General features: G+C 62.5%; 16 protein-coding genes. 13 read left to right on the forward strand and 3 right to left on the reverse strand.

The window, feature by feature from the left end:
- Positions 1-942: 942 nt before the first annotated feature.
- On the reverse strand, positions 943-1551 hold the full coding sequence (locus tag ACYVRZ_RS08645) for a YitT family protein (protein ID WP_461226216.1): 609 nt from the start codon (positions 1549-1551) through the stop codon (positions 943-945).
- Between the two features lie 102 nt (positions 1552-1653).
- Between ACYVRZ_RS08645 and ACYVRZ_RS08650 the strand changes: the two genes are divergently transcribed.
- The 9 genes from ACYVRZ_RS08650 (at position 1654) to ACYVRZ_RS08690 (ending at position 13018) form a co-directional block, all read left to right on the forward strand.
- Entirely contained in the window at positions 1654-2490 is an 837-nt protein-coding gene (locus ACYVRZ_RS08650; RefSeq protein ID WP_461226217.1) for a helix-turn-helix transcriptional regulator, read from the forward strand.
- 113 nt (positions 2491-2603) lie between these two features.
- Positions 2604-3995 carry a sulfatase-like hydrolase/transferase gene (locus ACYVRZ_RS08655; protein WP_461226218.1) on the forward strand — a complete coding sequence of 464 codons (1392 nt, stop codon included), beginning with the start codon at positions 2604-2606 and terminating at the stop codon, positions 3993-3995.
- Positions 3996-4003: 8 nt separating this feature from the next.
- Entirely contained in the window at positions 4004-5395 is a 1392-nt protein-coding gene (locus ACYVRZ_RS08660) for a sulfatase-like hydrolase/transferase (RefSeq protein WP_461226219.1), read from the forward strand.
- Entirely contained in the window at positions 5392-6183 is a 792-nt protein-coding gene (locus ACYVRZ_RS08665) for an endonuclease/exonuclease/phosphatase family protein (protein WP_461226220.1), read from the forward strand. Before ACYVRZ_RS08660 ends, ACYVRZ_RS08665 begins: the two co-directional genes overlap by 4 nt.
- Positions 6176-7702, forward strand: a complete 1527-nt coding sequence (locus ACYVRZ_RS08670) for a sulfatase-like hydrolase/transferase (protein WP_461226221.1) — start codon at positions 6176-6178, stop codon at positions 7700-7702. The genes ACYVRZ_RS08665 and ACYVRZ_RS08670 overlap by 8 nt, the downstream gene beginning before the upstream one ends.
- Positions 7703-7800: 98 nt before the next feature.
- Positions 7801-8937, forward strand: a complete 1137-nt coding sequence (locus ACYVRZ_RS08675) for an SPASM domain-containing protein (RefSeq protein ID WP_461226222.1) — start codon at positions 7801-7803, stop codon at positions 8935-8937.
- A gap of 104 nt (positions 8938-9041) precedes the next feature.
- Complete coding sequence (locus ACYVRZ_RS08680; RefSeq protein WP_461226223.1) at positions 9042-10292, forward strand: chloride channel protein; 1251 nt, start codon at positions 9042-9044, stop codon at positions 10290-10292.
- A 67-nt stretch (positions 10293-10359) separates the two neighbouring features.
- Positions 10360-11139, forward strand: coding sequence for a sulfite exporter TauE/SafE family protein (locus ACYVRZ_RS08685; RefSeq protein ID WP_461226224.1), 780 nt, complete (start codon positions 10360-10362; stop codon positions 11137-11139).
- A 16-nt stretch (positions 11140-11155) separates the two neighbouring features.
- Positions 11156-13018, forward strand: a complete 1863-nt coding sequence (locus ACYVRZ_RS08690; protein WP_461226225.1) for a beta-N-acetylhexosaminidase — start codon at positions 11156-11158, stop codon at positions 13016-13018.
- A gap of 55 nt (positions 13019-13073) precedes the next feature.
- On the opposite strand, the gene ACYVRZ_RS08695 is transcribed toward ACYVRZ_RS08690, so the two are convergent.
- Together ACYVRZ_RS08695 and ACYVRZ_RS08700 are read right to left on the reverse strand one after the other, a co-directional pair.
- Positions 13074-15146 (reverse strand): GH92 family glycosyl hydrolase, encoded by a 2073-nt coding sequence (locus ACYVRZ_RS08695; RefSeq protein ID WP_461226226.1) that lies wholly within the window; start codon positions 15144-15146, stop codon positions 13074-13076.
- Positions 15147-15197: 51 nt separating this feature from the next.
- Positions 15198-16256: a GntR family transcriptional regulator gene (locus ACYVRZ_RS08700; protein ID WP_461226227.1), complete on the reverse strand. Its 1059-nt coding sequence runs from the start codon at positions 16254-16256 to the stop codon at positions 15198-15200.
- Between the two features lie 121 nt (positions 16257-16377).
- On the opposite strand from ACYVRZ_RS08700, the gene ACYVRZ_RS08705 reads away from it, so the two are divergent.
- The 4 genes from ACYVRZ_RS08705 (at position 16378) to ACYVRZ_RS08720 (ending at position 23230) form a co-directional block, all read left to right on the forward strand.
- The gene (locus tag ACYVRZ_RS08705; protein WP_461226228.1) at positions 16378-17664 is read left to right on the forward strand and encodes a glycoside hydrolase family 125 protein; all 1287 of its coding nucleotides are present in this window, start codon (positions 16378-16380) and stop codon (positions 17662-17664) included.
- A gap of 21 nt (positions 17665-17685) precedes the next feature.
- Positions 17686-20358: an alpha-mannosidase gene (locus ACYVRZ_RS08710; RefSeq protein WP_461226229.1), complete on the forward strand. Its 2673-nt coding sequence runs from the start codon at positions 17686-17688 to the stop codon at positions 20356-20358.
- 66 nt (positions 20359-20424) lie between these two features.
- On the forward strand, positions 20425-22275 hold the full coding sequence (locus tag ACYVRZ_RS08715; protein ID WP_461226230.1) for a family 20 glycosylhydrolase: 1851 nt from the start codon (positions 20425-20427) through the stop codon (positions 22273-22275).
- 349 nt (positions 22276-22624) lie between these two features.
- The gene (locus ACYVRZ_RS08720; RefSeq protein WP_461226231.1) at positions 22625-23230 is read left to right on the forward strand and encodes a YesL family protein; all 606 of its coding nucleotides are present in this window, start codon (positions 22625-22627) and stop codon (positions 23228-23230) included.
- Positions 23231-23253: the final 23 nt, after the last annotated feature.

Below are 23253 nucleotides of genomic sequence, written 5' to 3' on the forward strand. Positions count from 1 at the left end.
GCACCGCGGTTGGCCAAGGTGAGTTGAAACAATTATTCTGCTGCCAAGCGACTCGCAAAATTATATCGGCCATTAGCGAGCTTAAAATTTGCCAGGTAACCGCTTACCTGCTAAGCTAAACTCAAGTGATCACTAGGATAGGGGTCGGTGGCCGGCCACCGTGACAAACCCTTCTTCGGCGGCGATCCAGTGGCAAGCGCCACGCTTCCTCACGCAGACCAGGCCCCAGCCCGGCCCCGTCATCGATGATATCAGTGGAACCCGTCGCATTAGAGTGGGCGGGAATCATTAAGCGTAGTGGATAACCGGTTGCAGTGTTATCAAACGTCCAACTCCAAGTACGGAGGTAGCTGCGGGCGGGCGAGGCGGCCGGGACGCGTACCGGCCAGTACGACAAACCATTCCGGCGGCCCGGAAGGCGTGCTGGCTCAGGCGGCGTAACCTGTTTTGAGATTCAAAGCACGACCGCCTGCTCAGGCGTGTGGATGTCACCGCACGGCGCAGTCCTGAGTCAGGCGGGTACGACCGCTCGCCCCGCTCCATGTACTGACGCGGCGAGCGACGGCGGCACCGCGCGGCAGATCTAGGTCTGCCAGCCCGGGGCCGGACAGGTGCGGGACCTGGTTTTGGCCCCGGCGCGGCGATGCAGCGTCGTGCTGGGACAGAAGCCTGGCCACCCAACGCCTTGTAGACTCCCCTGGAACACAACGCCCAAATCCGCTGGCGGGGTACTTCCCGCCGGCGGATTTGGTGCGTCCTTTTTTGGCCGGCCGCAAGCGATTGGGTGCCAGACTGGTCGGGTAACGCCGGCCTTTCCGCTGGCCACCAAAAAGCCGGCGTCACAGGCGCCGGCGGGAGTTGCCAAATTTTGTCGAGACCTTTAGTTTAATCACCCGCATTGCAGGCTGGGTCCGGTATAATTGAGGCAGGTGTTGCGTCCGGTTACAAGGCGACGCCGAAGCGCTTCTCAAGCAGGCTGAGGGTTTGCGTGTAGATGATGATGAACACCAGCCCGAGCAGGAACGAGTGCAGCCCGAACTGCCAGGCCCCGATGCTGAGAATCAAGAGGTTGATGACCCGCAGCGAGGCGGCAACCGGGAAGCGGTCCCACTTGGCGTGAATCACCAGGGCGAACACATCCAGGCCGGCGGTCGAGGCGTGGTGGGCGATGCACAGGAAGTAGCCGATGCCCACGCAGACGCCGGCCAGCGGCAGGCTGACCCACACTGGCAGCGGCAGGTGAACCGGCACCGCCTGGGCCAGCGAGAACCAGCCCATGTAGCTGAGGCTTGAGACAATCGAGTTCAAGAAGTTGCGCCGCCCCAAAAACAGCAGCGAGGCCCCGAGGCAAACCAGCGTGATCGCGTTGGTCCAAAAGGTCACCGAAAGCGGGGTCAGCCGTCCGGCAATCATGCTGGTGGCGGTGACACCGCCGCTGATGATGTTCAGGCGAACCAGCACCCAAGAGTAGGCGAAGGCGGAGATGCCGTTGCCGAGAATCACGAACAGCAGGTCGCCTGCCGCCTCGCGGGTAGAGACTTGAGACTTCATTTTTTTCCTCCAAACCGAGCGCGGCTGAAACCGCACCCAAGACATGCCTTAGTGTGGCAGAGAACAGTCGGTCGCGCAATGGTAAAAACAAAGGACCCCGATATGTTCGAACTCAAAACGTTTGCTCCCGATATTTTATACGCCTTCACTTACCACAACGCGCGGCCCGGCACCTATCCCTACCACGCCCATGCGTTCTTGGAGATGTCGATCATGCTCAGCGGGACGTCGGATTACACCATCGAAGGTGCGACCACCCGCATCACGCCCGGCCAGGTGCTGCTGTTCAACCCCGGTGTTCACCACCAGGAGACCCAGCGGCCCGGGACCGAAAGCACCCAGTTGCACATCGGCTTTCGCCAGATCGCGCTGCCCGGCGTCAAGCCGGACACCCTGCCCTTCGCCGACTCGGTGGTGGCGCTGGGCGATCAGGCCCAGGCCTTTTTCGCCTGCGCCCGGCGGATTGCGGCCGAAAGCACCAACAATGGCGCGTTCGGCCACCAGCTGCTGGTCCAAGCCGAGGTGGTCGAGCTGTTGTGCCTGCTGATGCGGGCCCTGCCGGACAACCGGGTGGCGGCCGACCGCGCGGTCACCACTACCCAAGCCGAGCCCAGCGTCGATCAGCAGGCGCTGGTGGCCAGCGCGACCTACTACTTGGAGGCGCATTACCAAGAGGCGGTGACCCTGGCCGACCTCGCCTCGGACCTGCACGTCTCGGCGGCCCACCTGTCGCGAACCTTCAAGGCGGTGCGAGGGGAGAGCCCGATGAGCTACCTGACGGCCTTGCGCATGAAAAAGGCGACGCAGATTCTCAAGGAAACCGACCTGCCGATCAACCAGGTCGCAACCTCGGTCGGCTACCAGGATCCGTTCTACTTCAGCCGCCTGTTCAAGCAGCACTACGGTGAGCCGCCGTCGACGGTGCAGGGACGTTCATGATATACGGCCGGATACCAACTTTAGGGCCGGATTGATTGCGCTTTCCTGTCGTGCCTGCATACTGAAAGTAGAAGGCCGGGGCAGCCCGGCCACCACCAAAGGAGAGATCGGAATTGAAACCTAATGTGCTTTTGATGATTGCCGATGATCAGCGCTTCAACACCATCCACGCGCTGGGTAACGACCAGATCATTACCCCGAACTTCGACCAGTTGGTCCACCGCGGCACCAGCTTCACCGAGGCGTTCATCCCCGGCGGCTCAAGCGGCGCGGTTTGCATGCCCAGCCGCGCGATGCTTGCGACCGGCCGCTACGTGACGTCTTGGGAAGACGACGGTGAGACGATTCCGGACGACCAGGCGCTGCTGGGCGAGGAGCTGCAAAAGGGCGGCTACACCGCCTTTGGCACCGGCAAGTGGCACAACGGCACCCGGAGTTTCGCCCGCAGCTTCAACGAAGGCGGCAACATTTTCTTCGGCGGCATGTGGGACCACTGGAACGTGCCGGTCAACGACTTTGACCCGACCGGCCAGTACAACCACCTGAAGACCTTCACCCAAGATCCGTTCTCGACGCACCGCACCATCCAGCTGCCGGCCGACCGCATCAACATCGGCAAGCACTCGACGGACCTGTTCGCCGACACCATGATACAGGCGATCAAGGACCACCAGGATTCAACCCAGCCGTTCTTCATGTACGGCGCGTTCATGGCGCCGCACGATCCGCGGACCATGCCGGACAAGTATTCGGCCATGTACGATCCGGCCACGATCGAGCTGCCGGACAACTACTTGCCACAGCACCCGTTCGAGTTCGACATGCGGGCCCAACGCGACGAATCGCTTGAGGCCTACCCGAGAAAAATCAGCGCGGTCAAGCAACACATCGCCGATTACTACGGCATGATCACGCACATCGACGACCGCGTCGGTGACATCGTGAAAGCACTTGAGGAAACCGGGCAGCTCGACAACACCTTGATCGTCTACGTCGCCGACCACGGGATTTCCCTGGGCCAGCACGGCTTGATCGGCAAGCAGAACCTCTACGATAACTCGATTCGCATCCCGATGATTCTCGCCGGCCCGAATATCCCCCAAGACAAGCGCGTCGCCGGCAAGGCCCTGCTGCTTGACATGATGCCGACGATTCTGGATTACGTCGGCCTGCCGATTCCAGACGGCGTGTTCGGCCACAGCCTGCTGCCGCAGATTCAGGGCAAGGCAGACGGCCGCGACGAGGTGTACCTGCAGTTCACCGACAAGATTCGGGGCTTGGTGACCAAGGATTACAAGCTGATCGAGTACCGCACCGTGCAGGGGTCGCACACCCAGCTGTTCGATCGCCACGTGGACCCGGACGAGGAGTACGACCTGTCGCACACCGCGGCGGCCCAGCCGGTGATTGCCCAGATGCGCAAGCGGCTGCGCCAGCTGGCGGCGGCCCAAGGCGACCTGGACTTCTCGCAAGGTGAGGAATTCTGGTCCCGCGACGAGCGGTAGGAGGTTTCATGAAACCCAACATTTTGCTGATGATCGCAGACGACCAGCGCTTCAACACGATTCACGCGCTGGGCAATTCGGAGATCATCACCCCGCACTTCGACCAGTTGGTTCACCGCGGCACCAGCTTCACCGAGGCGTTCATCCCCGGCGGCTCAAGCGGGGCGGTCTGCATGCCCAGCCGCGCGATGCTTCACACCGGCCGCTACGTGACCAGCTGGGAGGACGCCGGCGATAACTTGCCGGCCGCACAGCCCCTTTTGGGTGAGCAGCTGCAAGAAGGCGGCTACGCGACGTTTGGCACCGGCAAGTGGCACAACGGCACCAACAGTTTTGCTCGCAGCTTCGGTGACGCGGCCAACGTGTATTTCGGCGGCATGTGGGACCACTGGAACGTGCCGGTCAGCGATTTTGACCCCACGGGCCGCTACGACCACGTCAAAAACTTCACCTACGATCCGTTCTCGACCAACACCGTCTGGCACCTGCCGGCCGACCGCATCAACGTCGGCAAGCACTCGACGGACCTGTTCGCCGACACCCTGATTCAGGCGATCAAGGACCGCAAGGATTCAACGCAGCCGTTCTTCATGTACGGCGCGTTCATGGCGCCGCACGACCCGCGAACGATGCCGGACAAGTACTCGGCCATGTACGATCCGGAGCGCTTGACGCTGCCGGACAATTACCTGCCGCAGCACCCCTTCGAGTTCGACATTCGCGGCGAGCGCGACGAGCAGCTGGTCGACTACCCGCGGCCAATCAGCGAGGTGCGGCGCCACCTGGCGGATTACTACGCGATGATCACGCACATCGACGACCGCGTCGGCGACATCGTGAAAGCACTTGAGGAAACCGGACAACTCGCCAACACCCTGATCGTCTACGTCGCCGACCACGGTATCTCGTTAGGCCAGCACGGCTTGATGGGCAAGCAAAACCTCTACGACAACTCGATTCGCATCCCGATGATTCTCGCCGGGCCGAACATCCCCCAAGACCAGCGCGTCGCCGGCAAGGCCCTTTTGCTCGACATGATGCCGACGATTCTGGATTACGCCGGCCTGCCGATTCCAGACGGTGTGTTCGGCCACAGCCTGTTGCCGCAGATTCAGGGCAAGGCAGGCGGTCGCGACGAGGTTTACCTGCAGTTCACCGACAAGATTCGCGGCCTGGTGACTAAGGATTACAAGCTGATCGAGTACCGCACCAAGGACGGTTCCCACACCCAGCTGTTCGATCGCCACCTGGATCCGGACGAAGAAGTTGATCTATCGCACACAGCCAAGGCGCAGCCGGTGATCGCCGCGATGCGCAAGCGACTGCGTGAACTGGCGGCAGCCCAAGGCGACCTGAGCTTCAGCCAGGGCCAGCGCTTTTGGGCGCGGGAGGAAAAATGATGCGGCTAACCACGTACAACATTCGCTACGACACGCCGGTTGACGGCGACTGGGCCTGGGCGGCGCGGCGGCCCTATGTGATTGAGAACCTGCGGCGGCTGGCGCCGGACCTGTTTTGCGTCGAAGAGGCGCTACCGCACCAGTACGCCGACTTGAACGCGCTGGCCGGCTTCGCCCATGTCGGCATTCCCCGAGACGGTGACGGCCAGGGGGAGGCGGCCGCGATTTACTACGACCCAGCCAAGTTCACCCTTGAAGACGCCGGGCACCAGTGGCTGTCGGCTACCCCGACGGTGCCGTCGTTTTACCCCGGCACGGGCAACCGCCGCGTGTTTCAGTGGGCGAGGCTCAAAGAAGCGGCGTCCGGCCGCGAATTCGTGGCGGTGACCGCGCATCTGGACGACGGCTCCGCCGACGCGCGGGTCGCCGGTGTTCGCCAGATCGGCGCCTTCTTGACCGCCCAGCAGCCCGGCCTGCCGGTGTTCGTCTGCGGGGACTTCAACATGGAACCCGATGATCCGGCCTACGCGGCGATGCCCGCAAGCTTTGAAGACAGCCTGAAGGTGGCCGCACAAGTCGTTGACCCGCTGGGCGGCACCTGGATGGACGACCTGTCGTACGTGCCACACGCCAACCCGGTGATGCAGCGGCTGGATTACGTCTTCGTCCGGGACTTGGCCGTTGCAAGCTACGCCGTGGACACCACGGTGTCGGCGCCGGGCAAGTACGCGTCGGATCATTTTCCCGTGACCGTCGAATTGAATTTCAGGGAGGAAAACCATGACTGACAAGCCGAACATCTTGTTCATTCTGACCGACCAGCAGCGCAAGGACACGCTGAAGGCCTACGCCTTAGACGCGCTGTGCCAAACGCCGAACCTCGACGAGCTGGCCAAGCACGCGACCGTTTTTGACAACTGCTACACCACCTGTCCGATCTGCACCCCGGCCCGGGCGACGCTGCAAACGGGGCTGTACCCGATGCACCACGGGATGCTGACCAACTCGTACAACGTCGGCAATATGGTCCAGGAGCTGCCGGATTCGCCGAAGCTCTTGTCGCGTCAGCTCAACACCGCCGGCTACCAAACCGGCTACACCGGCAAGTGGCACCTGGGGTCTGGTATCTACAACGTCCAGCACGACGAGTACTTGCAACACTACATGGGCGACGTGCAGTTCGCCGAGTACGACAAGGGCTTTGACTCCGTGCCGACGCACATCGGCTACACCGGCGACGACTTTCCGGGCCACGGCTTCGGCGGCTTCGGCTACCCGGAGTATCGCCAGTGGCTACAGAGTCAGGGCAAGGAAGTGACCATCGAACACCGTATCAACGGCTTTTACGAGGGGCACCAGGCCGGGCAGATCACCAGCGGCGTCGACACCTCGGTGGATCAGTACCTGATCGACCGCGCCGAGCACTACCTCGGTGAGTTCGCCAAGGCCAACAAGCCTTGGTACTTCCAGCTCAACTTCTGGGGGCCGCACGAGCCGTACTTTGTGCCAAGCGAGTTCTTGCACAAGTACGACGACGTGAAGCTGCCGCCTTGGCCGAACTGGAAGGACCCGGCCGATTCGCCCAAGCCCAAGATTCACGACCTCAAGCGCGGCAACGTCGCCACTTGGGAGGAGCTTGAGCCAATCGTCAAGCACTACTACGCCGAGATCACCCACATCGACTACCAAATCGGTCGCCTGATTGCGTGGTTGAAGCAAAACAACCTGTACGACAACACGCTGATCATTTTCTCCGCCGACCACGGCGAGTCCTTGGGCATCCACGGTGGCCTGTTCGACAAGGCGATTTTCATGTACGAGGAAACCGTGACGGTGCCGTTGATGGTCAAGCTGCCGCAGCAGACCGCATCCGCGCATGAGCCGGCGCTGTTGAGCAACGCCGACATGTACTCCACCATCCTGGATTACGCCGGGGTGGGGAAGGCGGCGCGTGAGCGCGACGGCCAATCCTTCCGGCCGCTGCTTGAACACAAGCCGGTTGACTGGCCGCAAAACGTGGTGACCGAGTGCTCCGGCATCGGCTCGGTGCTGTTCTCCCAGCGCATGCTGCGCCAAGGACAGTACAAATACATCTTCAACTGCGGCGACATCGACGAGCTGTACGATCTGAGTACCGATCCGCACGAGGAGGTCAACCAGATCGACAACGTCGGCTACCAGAACCTGTTGCACACGCTGCGCATCGCGATGCGTGATTGGATGATTGCGCATCACGACAATCTGATTTATGAATTCAACCACCTGCGCCTCCCCCTGAACGAACGGTACAGTGGTCGCGAGTTCTAACGACGCCGTAAGCAGGCGGCTGTGTGTGGCAGTTGGCGCATGCTGCCGCCTGCTTTGGCGTTGGCCTTCGTGGTGAGGGCAAAGAAAGGAATCGACTCATGAAAAAAACGGTCAACATACTGATTAAACCCGCCTCGGCGCTGTGCAACCTGCGCTGCAAGTACTGCTTTTACGCCAACATCTCAAGCATTCGTGAGGTGCGTTCCTACGGCAAGATGAAGCAGGCGGTGGTCGATGAGATGATTCCCAACATCTACCGGGACCTGAACGACGGCGACGAGCTGTCGATCGCCTTTCAAGGCGGCGAGCCGACCTTGGCCGGACTCGGCTACTTCGAGCACTTCATCGCCGTCATCAACCAGCAGCCCAAGCAGGTGACGGTGCATTACGCGATTCAGACCAACGGCACCATCATCTCCAAGCTGTGGATGCCGCTGTTGCGCGACAACCACTTCCTGGTCGGGCTGTCGATCGACGGCGGCCCGATTTATCACGACCTCAACCGGGTCGACACCCACGGCCGCGGCACGTTTTGGCGCGTGTTGAAGACCAAGGAGCTGTTCGACGAATACGGGATTCAGTACAACATTCTCTGCGTGTTGACCAACGAGCTGGCCAAGCACCCGCAGAAGGTCTACAAGTTCTTCCAAGATCAAAACATCGAGTTTGTCCAGTTCATTCCGTGCTTGGACGACCTGGACGCAACCGAAAAAAGCGACTTCGCCTTGACCCCCGAGCGGTTCGGCAGCTTCTACCAGCAGCTGTTTCCCCTGTGGCTGCAGGAGCTCAAGGCCGGCAAGTACCGCAGCATCAAGCTGTTCGACGACGTGTTGAACCTGTTCGTCAAGGGGCAGGTCACGGCGTGTGGTCTGGCCGGCCAGTGCCAGATCCAGTACGTGATCGAGGCCGACGGGTCGGTATACCCCTGCGACTTTTACGCCTTGGACAAGTACCGGCTGGGCTACATCCAAAAGCAGACGCTGCGCGAGCTGTTCGAGCAGCCCCTGGCCTTTGACTGGCTGCAAAACAAGCGCGAGCTGCCGACCTACTGCGACACTTGTCCGTTCAAGAAAATGTGCTGCGGTGGCTGCAAGCGCATGAAAGACGCGATGTACGTCGCCAAGTCCAACCGCTACTGCGGCTACCGTACGGTGCTTGAAACCGTGCTGCCCGACGCCCAGGCCATCATGGGCCTGGCCGCCACGGCCCAGCCAGCGGTGCCGGCGCAGGTCTGAGTGGGGTAGTGCTGCGGCGCAATCCATGAGACAATGAAAGCATCATGCGCGGTTCTGCGCAGAATTAATGAACGGGCACGGACCGTAGATAGGAAGGCATTACATTGGAAAAACGACGTGAAAATATTGTGTTGGCGGCCTCGACGCTGGTTTTGGGAGTGGTGGCCGGCCTGGGGGCGGTGATCCTCAGCGTTTTTCTCGATGTGATCGAGCAGCTGTTCCTGCACTTCCAGGAGTCGGCGGCCCATCCCTTCGCCACCGGGCTGACCCCGCTGCAGCAGGTGGGGGCGGTGCTTGGCGGCGGGATTGCCGCGGCCATCATCTGGTACGGGCTGCACCGCTTCATGCGCCCGACCGTCGCGATTTCGGCCGGCATCGCCGGGCAGCGGATGCCGGTGTGGACCACCTTGGTGCATGACTTCACCCAAATTCTGTACGTCGGGGCCGGCGGCTCGGTCGGCCGTGAGCTGGCGCCGCGCGAGCTGGCCGCGATGCTGGCCCAGGCCTGGCAGCGCTTCTTGGCGCGACACGGCCTGCGCTTTTCAGAAGCCGATCGCAAGCTCTTGGTCGCCGCCGCGGCCGGCGCCGGCTTTGCCGGTGTCTACATCGCGCCGTTGACCGGCACGATGTTTGCCGTCGAGATCCTGCTGCACAAGGTTAGCAAGCGGACTGTGGTGGTCAGCTTCACCATGTCCGTGATCGCGATGCTGGTGGGGTCGCTTCTGAAGGGGTTTCGTCCGTACTACCTGGTCGGCCCAGCGCCGTTCGCCCCCAAAACGGTGCTGGCGGTTTTGATCATCGCGCCGATCTGCGGCGCCATCGGCGGGTGGTTCCGCCGCGCGTTCAAGTGGGCCGGGGCCCATGCGACCCGCGGCCGCCACATTCTGTGGCAGCTGCCGCTGGTGGCGGCTTTGACCGGCGCCATCGCCATCGGTTTTCCGCAGATCATGGGCAACGGCCGCGCCTTGGCCCAAACCGTGATGCAGGCCGACGCCGCCCGGCTGATTCCGCTGCTGCTGCTCGGGGCCGTGCTGAAGGGCCTGGTCACCGTGGCCACGCTGCGAGCCGGGGCGGCCGGCGGCACCTTGACGCCGTCGATTGCCATCGGGGCGACGTTGGGGGCGGTGATCGCGCTGAGCTTCGGCGGGTCGCTGGGCCTGGTGTGGCAGCTGGCGGTGATCGGGGCCGCGGCGCTTCTGGCGGCCTCCCAGCAGGCGCCGTTCATGGCGATGTTTATGCTGATTGAGGTCAGCCACTTGGATTACTCGGCGATTTTGCCGCTGGGCCTGGCGGTGAGCCTCGCCATGGTCTTCGCCCGGCTGACCCTGGGCCCGGCCAAGCCGAACCAGGCCTGACCGACCGCTTCTGGTGGCGCCACGCCGCAGACGAGTTGCCCCCTTCCCAGTTCGAAAGGAGCCGCCAATGCCTGTCATCTACCTGCTTTACGCCGTCATCATCCTCGCCGCCAACGTCTTGGGCGCCGTGGTGGGGATGGGCGGCGGCGTGTTAATCAAGCCGCTGCTTGATGCCATCGGGGCCCATCCGCTGGTTCAAATCAATTTCTTCTCGAGCGTGGCGGTGTTGACCATGGCCGCCGTGGCGACCTGGCGAAGGCGGGCAAGCACCGGCGCCGGCGTCGCCGTGCCGCTGGGGCTCGGCGCCGTGGTCGGCGGCCTGATCGGGGACTGGGGCCTCAACGCGCTGTTGGCCGCATGGCCCAGCCACGCGGTGCTTCAGCTGCAAGCCGGGCTGACGATTCTGTCGCTGGTGCTGGCCTTGGCCTACTCGCTTTCGCCCAAGCACTCGGGGAATGCGGCCGGGCCTTGGGCCGTGGCCGGAGTCGCAGTGCTTTCTGGGGCGCTTGCGACCTTGATGGGCATCGGCGGTGGTCCGATTAACGTCGCCTTGTTCATGGCGGTGGCCGGCGTCGGCATCAAGCAGGCCGCCGGCTGGTCGCTTCAGACCATTTTGTTTTCGCAGCTGGCCAAGCTGCTGCAGGTGATCGTCTGGGGGCAGCTTTGGCAGTTCGACCTCGCGGCGCTGTGGGTGATTGTGCCCACCGCTGCCTTGGGCGGCCTTTTGGGCGCTCAATTAAGTAAGCGCTTCAACGCGTCGCGCGTGACCGTGCTGTACCGCGGCGCCATCGGGTTAGTGATTGTGCTCAATGCCTACAATGCGCTGTGCGTGTTGCGGCTTGGGTGAGGACGGGAGGACAAACATGAGTATCACATGGCAGGGAGTTCCTGAAAAATACCGGGCCGGCCTCGCCCGGGTCGCGTCGCAGCAGCCAGACGTTGAGCTGGTGGCCACGGTCAAGGTGGCCAAGCAGGCGACACCGGGGTTGACCGTCGAACGCGACGGGGCAGACGGCATGATCACCTACGACAGCCCAAGCGACTTGATGCGGGCGGTGACGCTGTGGCTGGGCCACGCGCGGAGGCAAGACGCCTTCACGCTGACCGAGCGGGCCCATTACCAGACGGTCGGGGTGATGATCGACGTCGCGCGTAACGCGGTGCCGAAGGTGCAGACGCTCAAGGACACCTTCGTGCGGCTGGCCAGCCTGGGCTACACCGAGGTTTGGCTGTACATGGAGGATTGTTTTGAGATTCCGGAGGAGCCGTACTTTGGCCACCAGCGCGGCCGTTACAGTCAGGCCGACCTGCACGAGCTGGCGCTTTTCGCCGATGCGGTGGGGCTGACCCTGGTGCCGGCGATTCAGACGCTGGCGCATCTGCGCAACTTGTTCAAGTGGCGGGCCTTTGATGACGTGATGGACGCGCCGGACTGCCTGTACGTGCAAAAGCCGGAGACCACCGCCTTCTTGCGCAACCTGCTGCGGGCGGCCAGCGCCCCGTTTTTGACCAAGAAGATTCACATCGGCATGGACGAGGCCTACAACCTCGGGCGGGGGCAGCTGCTGCGCGACCGCGGCCTGATTCCGCAAGAAGACCTGATGGTGGCCCACCTCAAAACCGTGGTGGGGCTGTGCGACGAGCTTGGGTTGCACCCGGCGATGTGGAGCGACATGTGGTTCAAGATGGCCAGCCGACAGCACCGGCTGTACGACCCGGACACCGGGTTCTCCAAGGAACTGGTGGCCTCGATTCCGCCGGTGGCGCAGGTTTACTGGGATTACTACCACAATCAAGAGGCGCCTTACGACCGGATGTTTGAGCTTCATGCCAAGCTGCACCAGCGGGTGATTTTTGCCAGCGGCATCTGGACCTGGAACGGCCTGGCCCCGACCATGAAAACCATGCAGGTGACGCTTCGCGCCGGCATGGCCGCCGCGGCCAAGGCCGGAATTCAAGATGTCGTGACCACGATGTGGGGCGACGACGGCTCCGAGGTGCCGCTCAGAGCCGCGTGGCTGGGCCTTCAGACCTTCGCGGAGTACCAGTACCACGACGTCGTCTCAGACGCCTGGGCGGCCAGTCAGTTCGCCCTGATGCAAGGTCGAGATGAGGCGGCCTACATGTTGCTAGACCAGTTTGAAAACCAGCTGGCGGAAGGCGCCAACATGACCATCGATGACCCGGGCAAGATTCTGCTTTACGAGGACCTGCTGCTGCAGCGCTACCGCCAAAACCTCGCCGGCTTCGACTACGCGAGCTATTACGCCCGGCTGGCCACGGCGCTTGCTGCGGCGACCGTGACCGCCGCCGATGCCCCGATGTTCACCTACTACGCGCATCTGGCCCACCTGCTGAGCGTCAAGGCCACCGCCTTGAGCGAGCTGCAGACGCTGCTTGAGCGAGGCGCGGCCGCACTGCCGCGGGTCACCGCCACCTTGAATACCCTAAAGGCGGCACTGACGGTCACCGTGGCCGAGTTTCGTGAGCTGTGGCATGCCGAGCGGCGCGGCCAGGGCTTTGAAATCATGGACCTGCGCCTCAACGGGCTGATTGGGCGCGTCGACACCACGCTTTGGCGGCTGGCGGCCTGGGGCCGCGGCGAGGATGACCTCGAGGAGCTGCAGGCACCGGTGCTTGAGATGGACAAGTACACCAGCGGCCCGACCGGTCGCGGTCGCTACATCCAGATCATCTCGGCCTGCGGTATCTCGCAGAACATGTGAGCATATCAAAAACGACCACCGGAATTTTCCGGTGGCCGTTTTTGACGTGGTCGGGTTACTGGCGGTCGTGTGGCAACAGCTGCAGCTCGCTTGCAAGGGTCCCGCCCAAAGCAAGCGTTGCGTGGTCGATCTGATTGCCCAGCGGCTTACCGTTGAAGGTGCGGTTGCCGACGAAGTTGAAGCCCGGGCGGTTGTTAGCCGCCGTCACGTGCAGGTCGCCTTCTGGCAGGTGCAACACGACGTCGTCCAACAGCGGCGCCCCCAGCACGTACTGACCGGAGCCCGGGGTGACTGGGTAAAAGCCCAGCGCGGAGAACAACACCCAGCTGCTCATCGAACCATTGTCCTCGTCACCGGGGTAGCCGTCGGGCTTGGCCGAAAAGGCGGTGGTCAGCATGGTGCGAACCAGCACCTCGGTCGAGGCGGAATCGCCGGCCAGTGTGAACAGGTACGGCAGATGGAAGCTCGGCTGGTTGGAGATGGCAATCTGCCCGAACGGTTGCGCGGCCAGCTCCCGCATTTCGTGGATGGTCTGGCCGTAGCTGCCAGTCAGGAAGTTGGCCGGCTGGTTGACCATGTGGTGCAGGTGAGCGACGAAGGCGTCCTTGCCGCCGGTCGCCTCAATCAGCCCCGGAATGTCTTGGTAGACGGCGAAGCTGTTTTGCCAAGCGGAGCCTTCCGTGTAGCCGTTGCCCCAGGCAATCGGGGTGAAGTCCTTGACGAACTGGCCGCTGCGGTCCTTGGCCCGCATCAGCTTGACGCTTGGGTCAAACACGTTGCGCCAGTTTTGGCTCTTCTTTTGGTACTCGGCCTGCAGGGTGGTTTCACCAAGCGTTCCGGCGACCACCGAGATCAGCCAGTCGGAGTAGGCGTAATCCAGCGTCTTGTTGACGGATTCGCCGATGTCGGCCGGCACGTAGCCCAGCTTCAGGTACTCGGCCAGCCCTTCGCGGCCGTACTTGACGTCCTTGGAGACGGTGGTGGCGCCTTGTTGCATCGCCGCCAGGAGCTTAGGCATCAGCGGCTTGGCGATGCCCTTGACCGCGGCGTCTGCGATCACCGCATCGACCATCGTGCCGGGCATCATGCCGCGTTCGTCAGGGGACAGCCAGCGCGGCAGGAAGCCGGTTTCCAGATACGCGTTGTAAAAGCCCTCGAGCATGTCGGCGTAAAGCTGCGGGTCCAGCAGGGACAGCAGCGGAAAGAGGGTCTTGTAGGTGTCCCAAAAGCCGTTGTTGGTGTACAGCTTGCCCGGCCGCACCGTTTTGGCGGTGGTGTCGTAGTGAATCTCGTCGCCGCTTGCGCTCAGCTCGTAAAACGTCATGGGAAACAGCGAGGCCCGGTACAAATTGTGGTAGAACAAGGCGACGTGAGCCGGGTCGTGATCCGTCACTTCTACTTGCGCCAACTTCTTGGCCCAGGCGGCCTTGACCTGCGCGACCAGCGCGTTGTAGTCGGTCGCGGCCAGCGGCGCCAGGTTGACGGTGGCCTGGGCGGCGTCGATGAACGAGGTGGCGAAGGTGACGGTCCCCGCCTCGGGCAGTGCAAGCACCAGGGCCCCCTTGCCGGCCGCCGTTGCCAGCGGCGTGACCGTCGTGCCAGCCGGCAGCTGCAGGCTGACGAACATGGTGAAGTTTGGATCCTCGCTGGCGGCGAAATTGGTCACGGCAAGGTCCAGCCGGTCGCCATCATGTGCCAGCACCCGCAGGCCCTTGGCGCTGATTTGAAGCAGGGGCGTTGGGCCGCTCAGCTGCAAGGCACCGCCGTAGCGGGTGGCCGTTGCGCGAAGCGCCACTTGGGCCTCCTGGGCGAACACGGCCAGCTCGTGCGGCGCAAAGGTCGCAGTCGTGGGGTCGTAGGTACCCAAGTAGTCGGCGTCAGGCGTGGCCAGCGGGGTGAACAACAGGCTGCTGTAATCGCCGACCCAGGGGCTTGGCTGGTGGGTCAAGCGAACGCCGGCGAAGCTTTTGGCGGTCGGGTCGAACCACCAGCTGGTGTCGTCTAAGGTGGTCTGAACCGCCAGGTAGTTCATGCCAAACGGCACGCCGGTTAAGGGGAGGGTGTTGCCGTGCGAGAAGGTGTAGGTGCTTTGGGTGCCGATGCGGGTGTCAATGGATTCGGGATTCATTTCGGAAACCTCCAAAATAGTGAGTGACGGGACAAGTTGCGACAGCTTGGGTCAACGCGGCGTGGCCGGGGCGGCCGTCGAGTCGCGGGCAACCAGCTTGACCGGCACGGTGACGCGCTTGGCCAGGCCTTTTTGCGGGTCGTTGATCTGAGACAGCATCAGGTCGACCGCCTGGCGACCCATTTCCGTGAAGTCTTGGGTCAGGGTGGTCAAAGACGGCGAGTTGGTCGCCGCCAGCTCGATGTCATCGAAGCCGACAATCGACAGGTCTAAGGGCAGCTGCCAGCCGCGACCCTGAAGCTCCCGCGCGACCTTAATCGCCTCGACGTCGTTGCCCATGATCAAGGCCGTGATGTGTTCGTGCTTGAGGTAGGCCGCGGTTTCGGCGACGGAAGCGAAGGTGCTCAGCGCCTCGGCCCACAGCAGCTGCTGGGTTGGCATCAGGTCGGTGGGCTGGTAGGCGTTCACGTAGCCGAAGAAGCGATCGGCGACGGTGCCAGTCCAATCCTGCCAAAAAGGTACCCGGCTGCAAAAGGCGATGCGCTTGTGGCCAAGCGACTGCAGGTGCTTGGCGGCCAAGGCGCCGCCGGCCGTGTTGTCCGAGCAGACGCTGGGCAGGGCCAGGGTGCTCGGCGGCTCGTCGAACACGACGGTGGGGATGTGAAGTTGAGACAAAGTGATCAGGGTTGGCATGTCGGCCGCCAGCTCCTGCGGGTAAAAGAACATGCCGGCGTAATGCTCGGTGAACGTGTCTAGCGCCAGCCGCTTGAACTGGCGCGTGGTGATGGTTTCCAGCCGCCAAGTGGTGCCGGCCAGCATCTGCGTGATGCCGCTTGCGTAGTCGCCCATTTTGGGGTTGGCGAACGGCAGCACCAGAAGCAAGGTCCGGGAGCGGTTGGCCGCATGGGGTTTGACAAAGCTGCCCTTGCCCTGTACGCGGTAGATCAGGTCTGCCTTGACCAGTTCGTTCAAGGCACGCTTGGTGGTGATGCGGCTGACGTGGTAGCGAATGGCCAGCGCGTTCTCGCTTGGTAGCAGGGCATCGGGCGCGTATTCGCCGCGCAAAATCGCGGTGCGAAGCTGATCGAATAGCTCTTGATATTTGGTCATGACGCCCTCCAGTTGGTATAACGTGATAGTCCGACTTTTTCAATTTTTGTGAACGCTTGCACCCATAATCTCATCTAACATGATATATTGCAAGTGTAAAAACATACCAAGGAGCACAAAAATGACAGACTACTTGACCAAAGGCGCCAGCGCCTACATTGATAAGATTGTCGCCTTGTGTGGCAACGAACACCCGGAATGGGCCGAGACCTTCGCCCTGACCTTCGCCGACACGCTGAAACACGCGCTTGTCGAAGACGGCACGTCGCGCATTTTTGTTCTGACCGGTGACATTCCGGCCATGTGGCAGCGCGACTCCACGGCGCAGATGCGGCCATACTTGGTTCCGGCCCGCACCGACCCCGAGCTGGCCGATACCATCGAAAAGGTGATCAACCGCCAGTTCTTCAACATGGCGATGGACCCTTACGCCAACGCCTTCAACCAAACCGCCAACAACGCCGGTCACCAAACCGACAAAACCACGATGAACCCGTGGATCTGGGAGCGCAAGTACGAGCTGGACTCCTTGTGCTACCCGGTGCAGCTGGCTTACCTGTTCTGGAAGAACACCGGCCGCACCAGCCACTTCAACGCCGGCTTCGAAGTCGCCATCGAAAAGCTGGTGCAGGTGATCGCCACCGAGCAGGATCACGCCCACTCGCCTTACGCCTTTGAACGCACCGAAGACCGCCCGGAAGACACCCTGATCGATGGCGTCGGCCGGCCGGTGGCCAAAACCGGCATGAGCTGGAACGGCTTCCGCCCAAGCGACGACGCCTGCGTCTACGGCTACCTGATTCCAAGCAACCTCTTTGCCGTCGAGATTCTGCGCCATTTGGCTGAGATCTACACGGAAGTGCTGCACCAGCCGGCGGAACGCTTCACCTACTTGGCCAACGCCATCGAGGCCGGCGTCGCGCGTTACGGTACCACGACTAACAAGGCCGGTGAGTCGATTTACGCCTTTGAAGTCGACGGTCTGGGCAATCAGCTGGTGATGGACGACGCCAACGTGCCGAACCTCCTGGCGCTGCCGTACCTGGGCGCCGTGGCCGCGGATGATCCGACCTACGTCGCCACCCGCAAGACCATTTTGTCGCCGGAGAACCCTTGCTACTACGCCGGCACCTACGGCCAGGGGCTGGGCTCACCGCACACGCCGGCCGAGTACATCTGGCCGATCGCCAAGGCCGTCGAGGGGCTGACCTCCGGCGACCGCGCCGAAAAGGCCGCCATCCTGGACTCGCTGGTGGCCACCACCGCCGGCACCAAGATGATGCACGAAGGCTACAACGTCGAGGACCCGACGCAGTACACCCGCGAGTGGTTCTCTTGGGCCAACATGATGTTTTGCGAGCTGGTCATGGACTACTTCGGCGAGAACGTTAACGACACACAAGACTGACGAGAGTCGGAAAGGAATCGTATGGCTAAGAAAAAAGTTTTCATCGTTTCACACAGTCACTGGGATCGCGAGTGGTACATGGGGTACGAGAAGCACCACATGCGCCTGATCAGCCTGATCGACGACCTGTTCCACCTTTTTGAGACCGATCCGGACTTCGACTCCTTCCACCTGGATGGGCAGACCATCATCTTGGATGACTACCTGAAGGTCCGGCCGGAAAAACGCGCCGAGCTTGAAAAGTGGATTCAAAAGGGCAAGCTGCGCATCGGGCCGTTTTACATCCTGCAAGACGACTTCCTGATCAGCCCCGAGGCCAACGTTCGCAACACCCAGTACGGGCTGGCCGCCTCCCAGAAGTGGGGCCACGCCCCGGTGCCGTTGGGCTACTTCCCGGACACCTTCGGCAACATGGGCCAGACGGCGCAGATGATGAAGCTCGCCGGGCTCGACACCGTGGCGTTCGGCCGCGGCGTGACGCCGACCGGGCTGAACAACCAGGTCGGAGGCTCGGGTGACTTTGACTCCACCTACTCCGAAATGTGGTGGGAAGGCCCAGACGCCAGCAAGGTCTTGGGCATCCTCTTTGCCAACTGGTACTCTAACGGCAACGAGATTCCCACCGATCGGGCAGAGGCCAAGGCATACTGGGACAAGCACCTGGCAGACGCCGAGCGCTTCGCCTCGACGCCAGATCTCCTGTTCATGAACGGGGTCGACCACCAGCCGGTGCAGCTGGATCTCAGCGAGGCCATCCGCGTGGCCAACGAGCTGTACCCGGATTACGAATTCGTTCACAGCAACTTCCCGGCCTACATCGAGGCCCTGCGTCAGGACCTGCCTAAGGACCTCTCGACGATTCACGGCGAGCTGACGTCTCAGGCCACCGACGGCTGGTACACGCTGGCCAACACCTCGAGCTCGCGCGTTTACCTGAAGCAAAACAATACCAAGACCGAACGCCTCTTGGAGGACCAGGTGGAGCCTTTGTTGGCCCTGAGCGACAGCGCCACCGCCGAGAATCAGGACCGCCTGGATTACGCCTGGCACTTCCTGCTTCAAAACCACCCGCACGACAGCATCTGCGGCTGCTCCGTCGATCCGGTTCACGAACGCATGATGACCCGCTTCCACGCCGCGCAGCAGGTCGGTGAAAGCCTCAGCGAGCAGGCCCTGACCCGCTTTGCCCAGCAGCTGGACACCGCAAGCTTTGCCGCCGACGCTCACCCGTTCGTTTTGCTGAACACCGCCGGCGCCGCCAAGCGCCAGCCGGTGACGGTGGAAGTCGAGCTGGAACGCGCCTTGTTCAAGGACGGGGCCCCAAAGGCGCAGTACGACAAGCTGAACGCCTTGGCTCAGAACCTGCCGGCCTTGACCGTGGTCGACCAAAACGGCGATGCGGTGCCGGCCCTGATCCAAAACCCACACGTTCGCTTCAACTACGAGCTGCCGGACCGCACGTTCCGGGTGCCATTCATGGCCCTGTACGTCGACGTCCAGGTCGCAGCCGACCTGCCGGCCTTTGGCTGGCAGACGCTGGCCGTGGTGCCAGGTGAGGCGGCCGCAATCGCCAAGCCAAAAGCGGCCAACGCGATTGAAAACGGCAAGCTGCGCGTGGTCTTGGAGGCCGACAACAGCATCACCATCGATGACTTGGCCACCGGCCACCGCTACCAAGACGCCTTGTTGATCGAAGACACCGGCGACATGGGCAACGAGTACATCTACCGGCAGTCGGCTGATAAGCTGACCTTCACGTCCAAGGACGGTAAGGTGTCCGACGTGGTCACCAAGGCGACGGCCGTGGGTCAGGAGCTTGACTTCACGCTGACCTTGACCGTGCCGGATCAGGCGGCGGCCAGCCTCGACTACGAGCGCCAGGCGGTGATCGACATCACCAACCGCACCAGCAAGCGCGGTGACCACTACGTCGACTTGCCGCTGGCCATCACGCTGCGGCTGGATCAAGACAACCGCGTCAGCGTGACGGTGACGGGCAACAACACCGTCAAGGACCACCGGCTTCGGGCCGTTGTAGCCACCGGGCTGACCACCACGACCCACCAGGCGGAGTCGATTTTTGAAGTGGTCACCCGCAACAACCAGGTGGGGCCGAACTGGCAAAACCCAACCAACCCGCAGCACCAGCAGGCCTTCGCCACGGTGCATGACGGCAAGCGCGGGGTCGTGGTCGGCAACTTCGGCCTCAACGAGTACGAGGTCAGCCCGACCGGCGACCAAATCGCCGTGACGCTGCTACGCTGCATCGGTGAAATGGGCGACTGGGGCTACTTCGCCACCCCGGCGGCTCAGTGCCAGGGCGACTTCACCGCCCAGTTCTCACTGGCCTTCACCGATGGCAGCGAGTCGGCGCAACTGGCCGCCTACCAGGCGGCACGGGCCGATCAGATTCCGGTGATCACCAAGCAAACCGCCGCTCACGCTGGCAGCAAGCCGGCGGCGGCCACCTACCTGAGCGTCAGCGATCCGGCCTTTGCCGTCACCGCCACCAAGCAAGGCGCGGCCGGCCTGATCGTTCGCGGCTTCAACATGACCCAGGCGGCCAAGCCGCTGACGGTCACCCACAACGGGCAGACCGCAGCCGGGCTGCTGGATTTGGTCGACAAGCCGCTGGCCGGTGCCGCTGACGCGGCGCTGCGCCCGGCCGAAATTCGGACCTACCTGTTCAAGTAACCGATTGCCACGAGAACCGCAGGCGTTGTCGCCTGGGGTTTTCGTAGTGTCTACGAGGAGGAAATCATGACTGAATGGCAAGGAGTTCCAAGCAAGTACCAAGACGCGGTCGCGCTGATCGCCGGCCAGCACCACGACAATGCCGTTGACGCCAAGGTCGTCGTCCAGGCGGGTGAGCCCGGGTTGACCCTGACCCGCGACGGTGCGGCCGGCGCCATCACGTACGGCACGGTTCACGAGCTGATGCGCGGCGTGACGCTGTGGCTGGGCCACGCCCAAAGCGAAACCAGCTTTGAGCTGCACGAAACGCCGGCCTTCGACGAGGTCGGGGCGATGATCGACCTGGCCCGCAACGGCGTCTTGTCGGTACCGGGACTCAAGCAGGTGATCGTCCGGATGGCGAGCCTGGGCTACACCGAAATTTGGATGTACATGGAAGACGTGTTCGAAGTGCCGGAGGAGCCGTACTTCGGTCACCTGCGCGGCCGCTACAGTCAGGCCGACTTGCACGAACTGGCGGTGTTTGCCGACCGCTTCGGGGTGCGGCTGGTGCCGGCGATTCAGACGTTGGCTCACCTGCAAAACGCGCTGAAGTGGCAGGCCTTTGAGGCCATCAAGGACACGCCGGATGTGCTGTGGGTCGAAAAGCCCGAAACCACTAAGTTCCTGCGCGAGCTGCTTCACGCGGCCACGGCGCCGTTTTTGACCAACAAGATTCACATCGGCATGGACGAGGCTTACGGCCTGGGCATGGGCAACCGGCCGATCAAGGAGGGCTTCGTCGATCAGCAGACGCTGATTCAGGCTCACCTGAAGACCGTCGTCAAGCTGTGCGATGAGCTGCACTTGGATCCTTACATGTGGAGCGACATGTGGTTCACCATCGCCAGTCCGACCCACACGATGTACGACGAAAGCGTCCACTTCTCGCCGGAATTCGTCAAGCAGATGCCGCACGTCGGGCAGGTCTACTGGGACTACTACCACGAAGACGTTGAGACCTACGCCGCCCGGCTGGCCCAGCACTTCGAGCTCAAGCAGCCGGTGGTGTACGCCGGTGGGCTTTGGACCTGGCCGAGCCTGGCGCCGCACCAGGAGAAAATGCTGCAGTCCGTTCGCGCGGGCATGACCGGTGCCAAGCAGGCCGGCGTTCGCCAGGCCGTGGCGACGATGTGGTTCGACGACGGCGCCGAGACGCCGTTTGCCGCCGCGTGGCTGGGGCTTCAGACCTTCATCGAGTACCAGTACCACGACACCGTGACGCCGGAATTTCTGGCCAAGCAGTTCAAACTGATGCAAGGCGAGGACGCCGAAGCCTTCATGCTGCTGGATGAGTTCGATCACATCGAGGGCAACCCGGTCAACCTGTCCGGGGAGAACACCAGCAAGCTGGTGCTGTACGAGGATTTGCTTTTGCAAAAGTACCGGGTCAACCTGGGCAAGTTCAACCTGGCCGCGCATTACGACAAGCTGGCCGCTCGGCTGGCAACGGTCCAGACCACAGAGACCAGTCGGCCGCTGTTCGCCTACTACCACGCCTTGGCCAAGGCCCTGGCCCAAAAGGCGCGGGTCCTGAAGGCGCTGCAGCAGCTGATTCATCAGCCTAAGCGCGACGCCAGCGCGGTCAAGGGTCAGCTCAAGGTTTACCAGGCCCTGCTCGGCGATGCCCTGGACGCGTACCGCCCGGTATGGCACAGCGAGCGGCGCGGCAACGGCTTTGAGGTGATGGACATCCGCTACGGCGGTCAGTTCGCCCGGATTCGCACCGTGCTGTGGCGGCTGGGCCAGTGGGAGGAAGGCAACGACGACCTCGCCGAGCTCCACGCCCCGGCGCTTGAGGCCGACAAGTGGACCAGCGGCCCGATCGGCCACGGCCTGTACATGCAGATCGCCAGCGCCTGCGACATTTCGCATTAACCAACCGCTCGCCGGTTGGCCGCGATAATCGGTCAGGACCACAGCCGGCTCACAACAGAAGGTACCGCGCCTGGCGCGGTGCCTTTTTTGTGCCGCGAACGGCCGCGGCTGCTGGCAGTGCGAGGGCTCCGGTGAGCGGATTGCGCCGCTTTGCGGCGGTGGCCAGGCGACAGGGGGCGGGGAACTTTTGTAAGCCTTTTAGATTTTTGATACAATGCAAGGGGCGAATCGTGCGGCGGCCCGACAATTGGTGCAGACCGATTGTGGGGTTGCGCCAGCGCCTGCGGGTGATAGAATGAACCCTTATGGGACCGGTCGTGCCGGTCCGTTCGAGAAAGGACGATGTACGATGTTAGGACGCGGGATTAATAGTGTGTTTACCAAGGTGTTCATTATGCTGATTTTGAACCTCCAATTCTGGCTGTTCACGATCATGGGGTTGGTGGTGCTGGGCGTCGGCCCGGCACTTCGAACCATCACGGAGCTGTTTGCCGCCAACGAGTGGCAGCTCGGCGAGTACCACTTCAAGGATAGCTGGCACCTGTTCAAGGCGCATTTTTGGCAGGCCAACGGGCACTTTTGGCTGTTCGGGGCCGTGTTTGGCATTCTCGGCTACAGCCTGTACCTGTCGACGCAGCTGAAGTTCGGCTGGATGCTGTTCATCCAGTTCATCATCATGTTTGCGATGCTGCTGTGTGCGACCTCCGGGTTGTTCACGCTGTCGATTGAGAGCCACTACGAGATCAGCCTCAAAAACGCCTTTCGCCTGGCCATCGCTCAGTTCTTCCAGAATTTCCTGCAGCTCTTGGTGTACTTCGGCGGCCTCGGCGTGATTGCCATTTTGACTGCCAAGGCGATGGGGCTGATCGTGTTCTTGAGCATCGCGGCGGTCGTGGTCTGGACGCACATGCAATCCAGCCGCTGGTACGCGCAGATTGACGCGCAGCTGGCCTAGGCGGATGCGGCGGTCGAACTTTC

The organism is Lacticaseibacillus suihuaensis, from assembly GCF_054785075.1.

Excerpts from the sequence above, each read along its gene's own strand:
- ACYVRZ_RS08720 (WP_461226231.1), top strand. The coding sequence starts at position 22,625 with ATGTTAGGACGCGGGATTAATAGTGTGTTTACCAAGGTGTTCATTATG.
- ACYVRZ_RS08695 (WP_461226226.1), bottom strand. The coding sequence starts at position 15,146 with ATGAATCCCGAATCCATTGACACCCGCATCGGCACCCAAAGCACCTAC.
- ACYVRZ_RS08710 (WP_461226229.1), top strand. The coding sequence starts at position 17,686 with ATGGCTAAGAAAAAAGTTTTCATCGTTTCACACAGTCACTGGGATCGC.
- ACYVRZ_RS08685 (WP_461226224.1), top strand. The coding sequence starts at position 10,360 with ATGCCTGTCATCTACCTGCTTTACGCCGTCATCATCCTCGCCGCCAAC.
- ACYVRZ_RS08670 (WP_461226221.1), top strand. The coding sequence starts at position 6,176 with ATGACTGACAAGCCGAACATCTTGTTCATTCTGACCGACCAGCAGCGC.
- ACYVRZ_RS08645 (WP_461226216.1), bottom strand. The coding sequence starts at position 1,551 with ATGAAGTCTCAAGTCTCTACCCGCGAGGCGGCAGGCGACCTGCTGTTC.
- ACYVRZ_RS08700 (WP_461226227.1), bottom strand. The coding sequence starts at position 16,256 with ATGACCAAATATCAAGAGCTATTCGATCAGCTTCGCACCGCGATTTTG.
- ACYVRZ_RS08715 (WP_461226230.1), top strand. The coding sequence starts at position 20,425 with ATGACTGAATGGCAAGGAGTTCCAAGCAAGTACCAAGACGCGGTCGCG.
- ACYVRZ_RS08705 (WP_461226228.1), top strand. The coding sequence starts at position 16,378 with ATGACAGACTACTTGACCAAAGGCGCCAGCGCCTACATTGATAAGATT.
- ACYVRZ_RS08650 (WP_461226217.1), top strand. The coding sequence starts at position 1,654 with ATGTTCGAACTCAAAACGTTTGCTCCCGATATTTTATACGCCTTCACT.
- ACYVRZ_RS08665 (WP_461226220.1), top strand. The coding sequence starts at position 5,392 with ATGATGCGGCTAACCACGTACAACATTCGCTACGACACGCCGGTTGAC.
- ACYVRZ_RS08660 (WP_461226219.1), top strand. The coding sequence starts at position 4,004 with ATGAAACCCAACATTTTGCTGATGATCGCAGACGACCAGCGCTTCAAC.
- ACYVRZ_RS08675 (WP_461226222.1), top strand. The coding sequence starts at position 7,801 with ATGAAAAAAACGGTCAACATACTGATTAAACCCGCCTCGGCGCTGTGC.
- ACYVRZ_RS08690 (WP_461226225.1), top strand. The coding sequence starts at position 11,156 with ATGAGTATCACATGGCAGGGAGTTCCTGAAAAATACCGGGCCGGCCTC.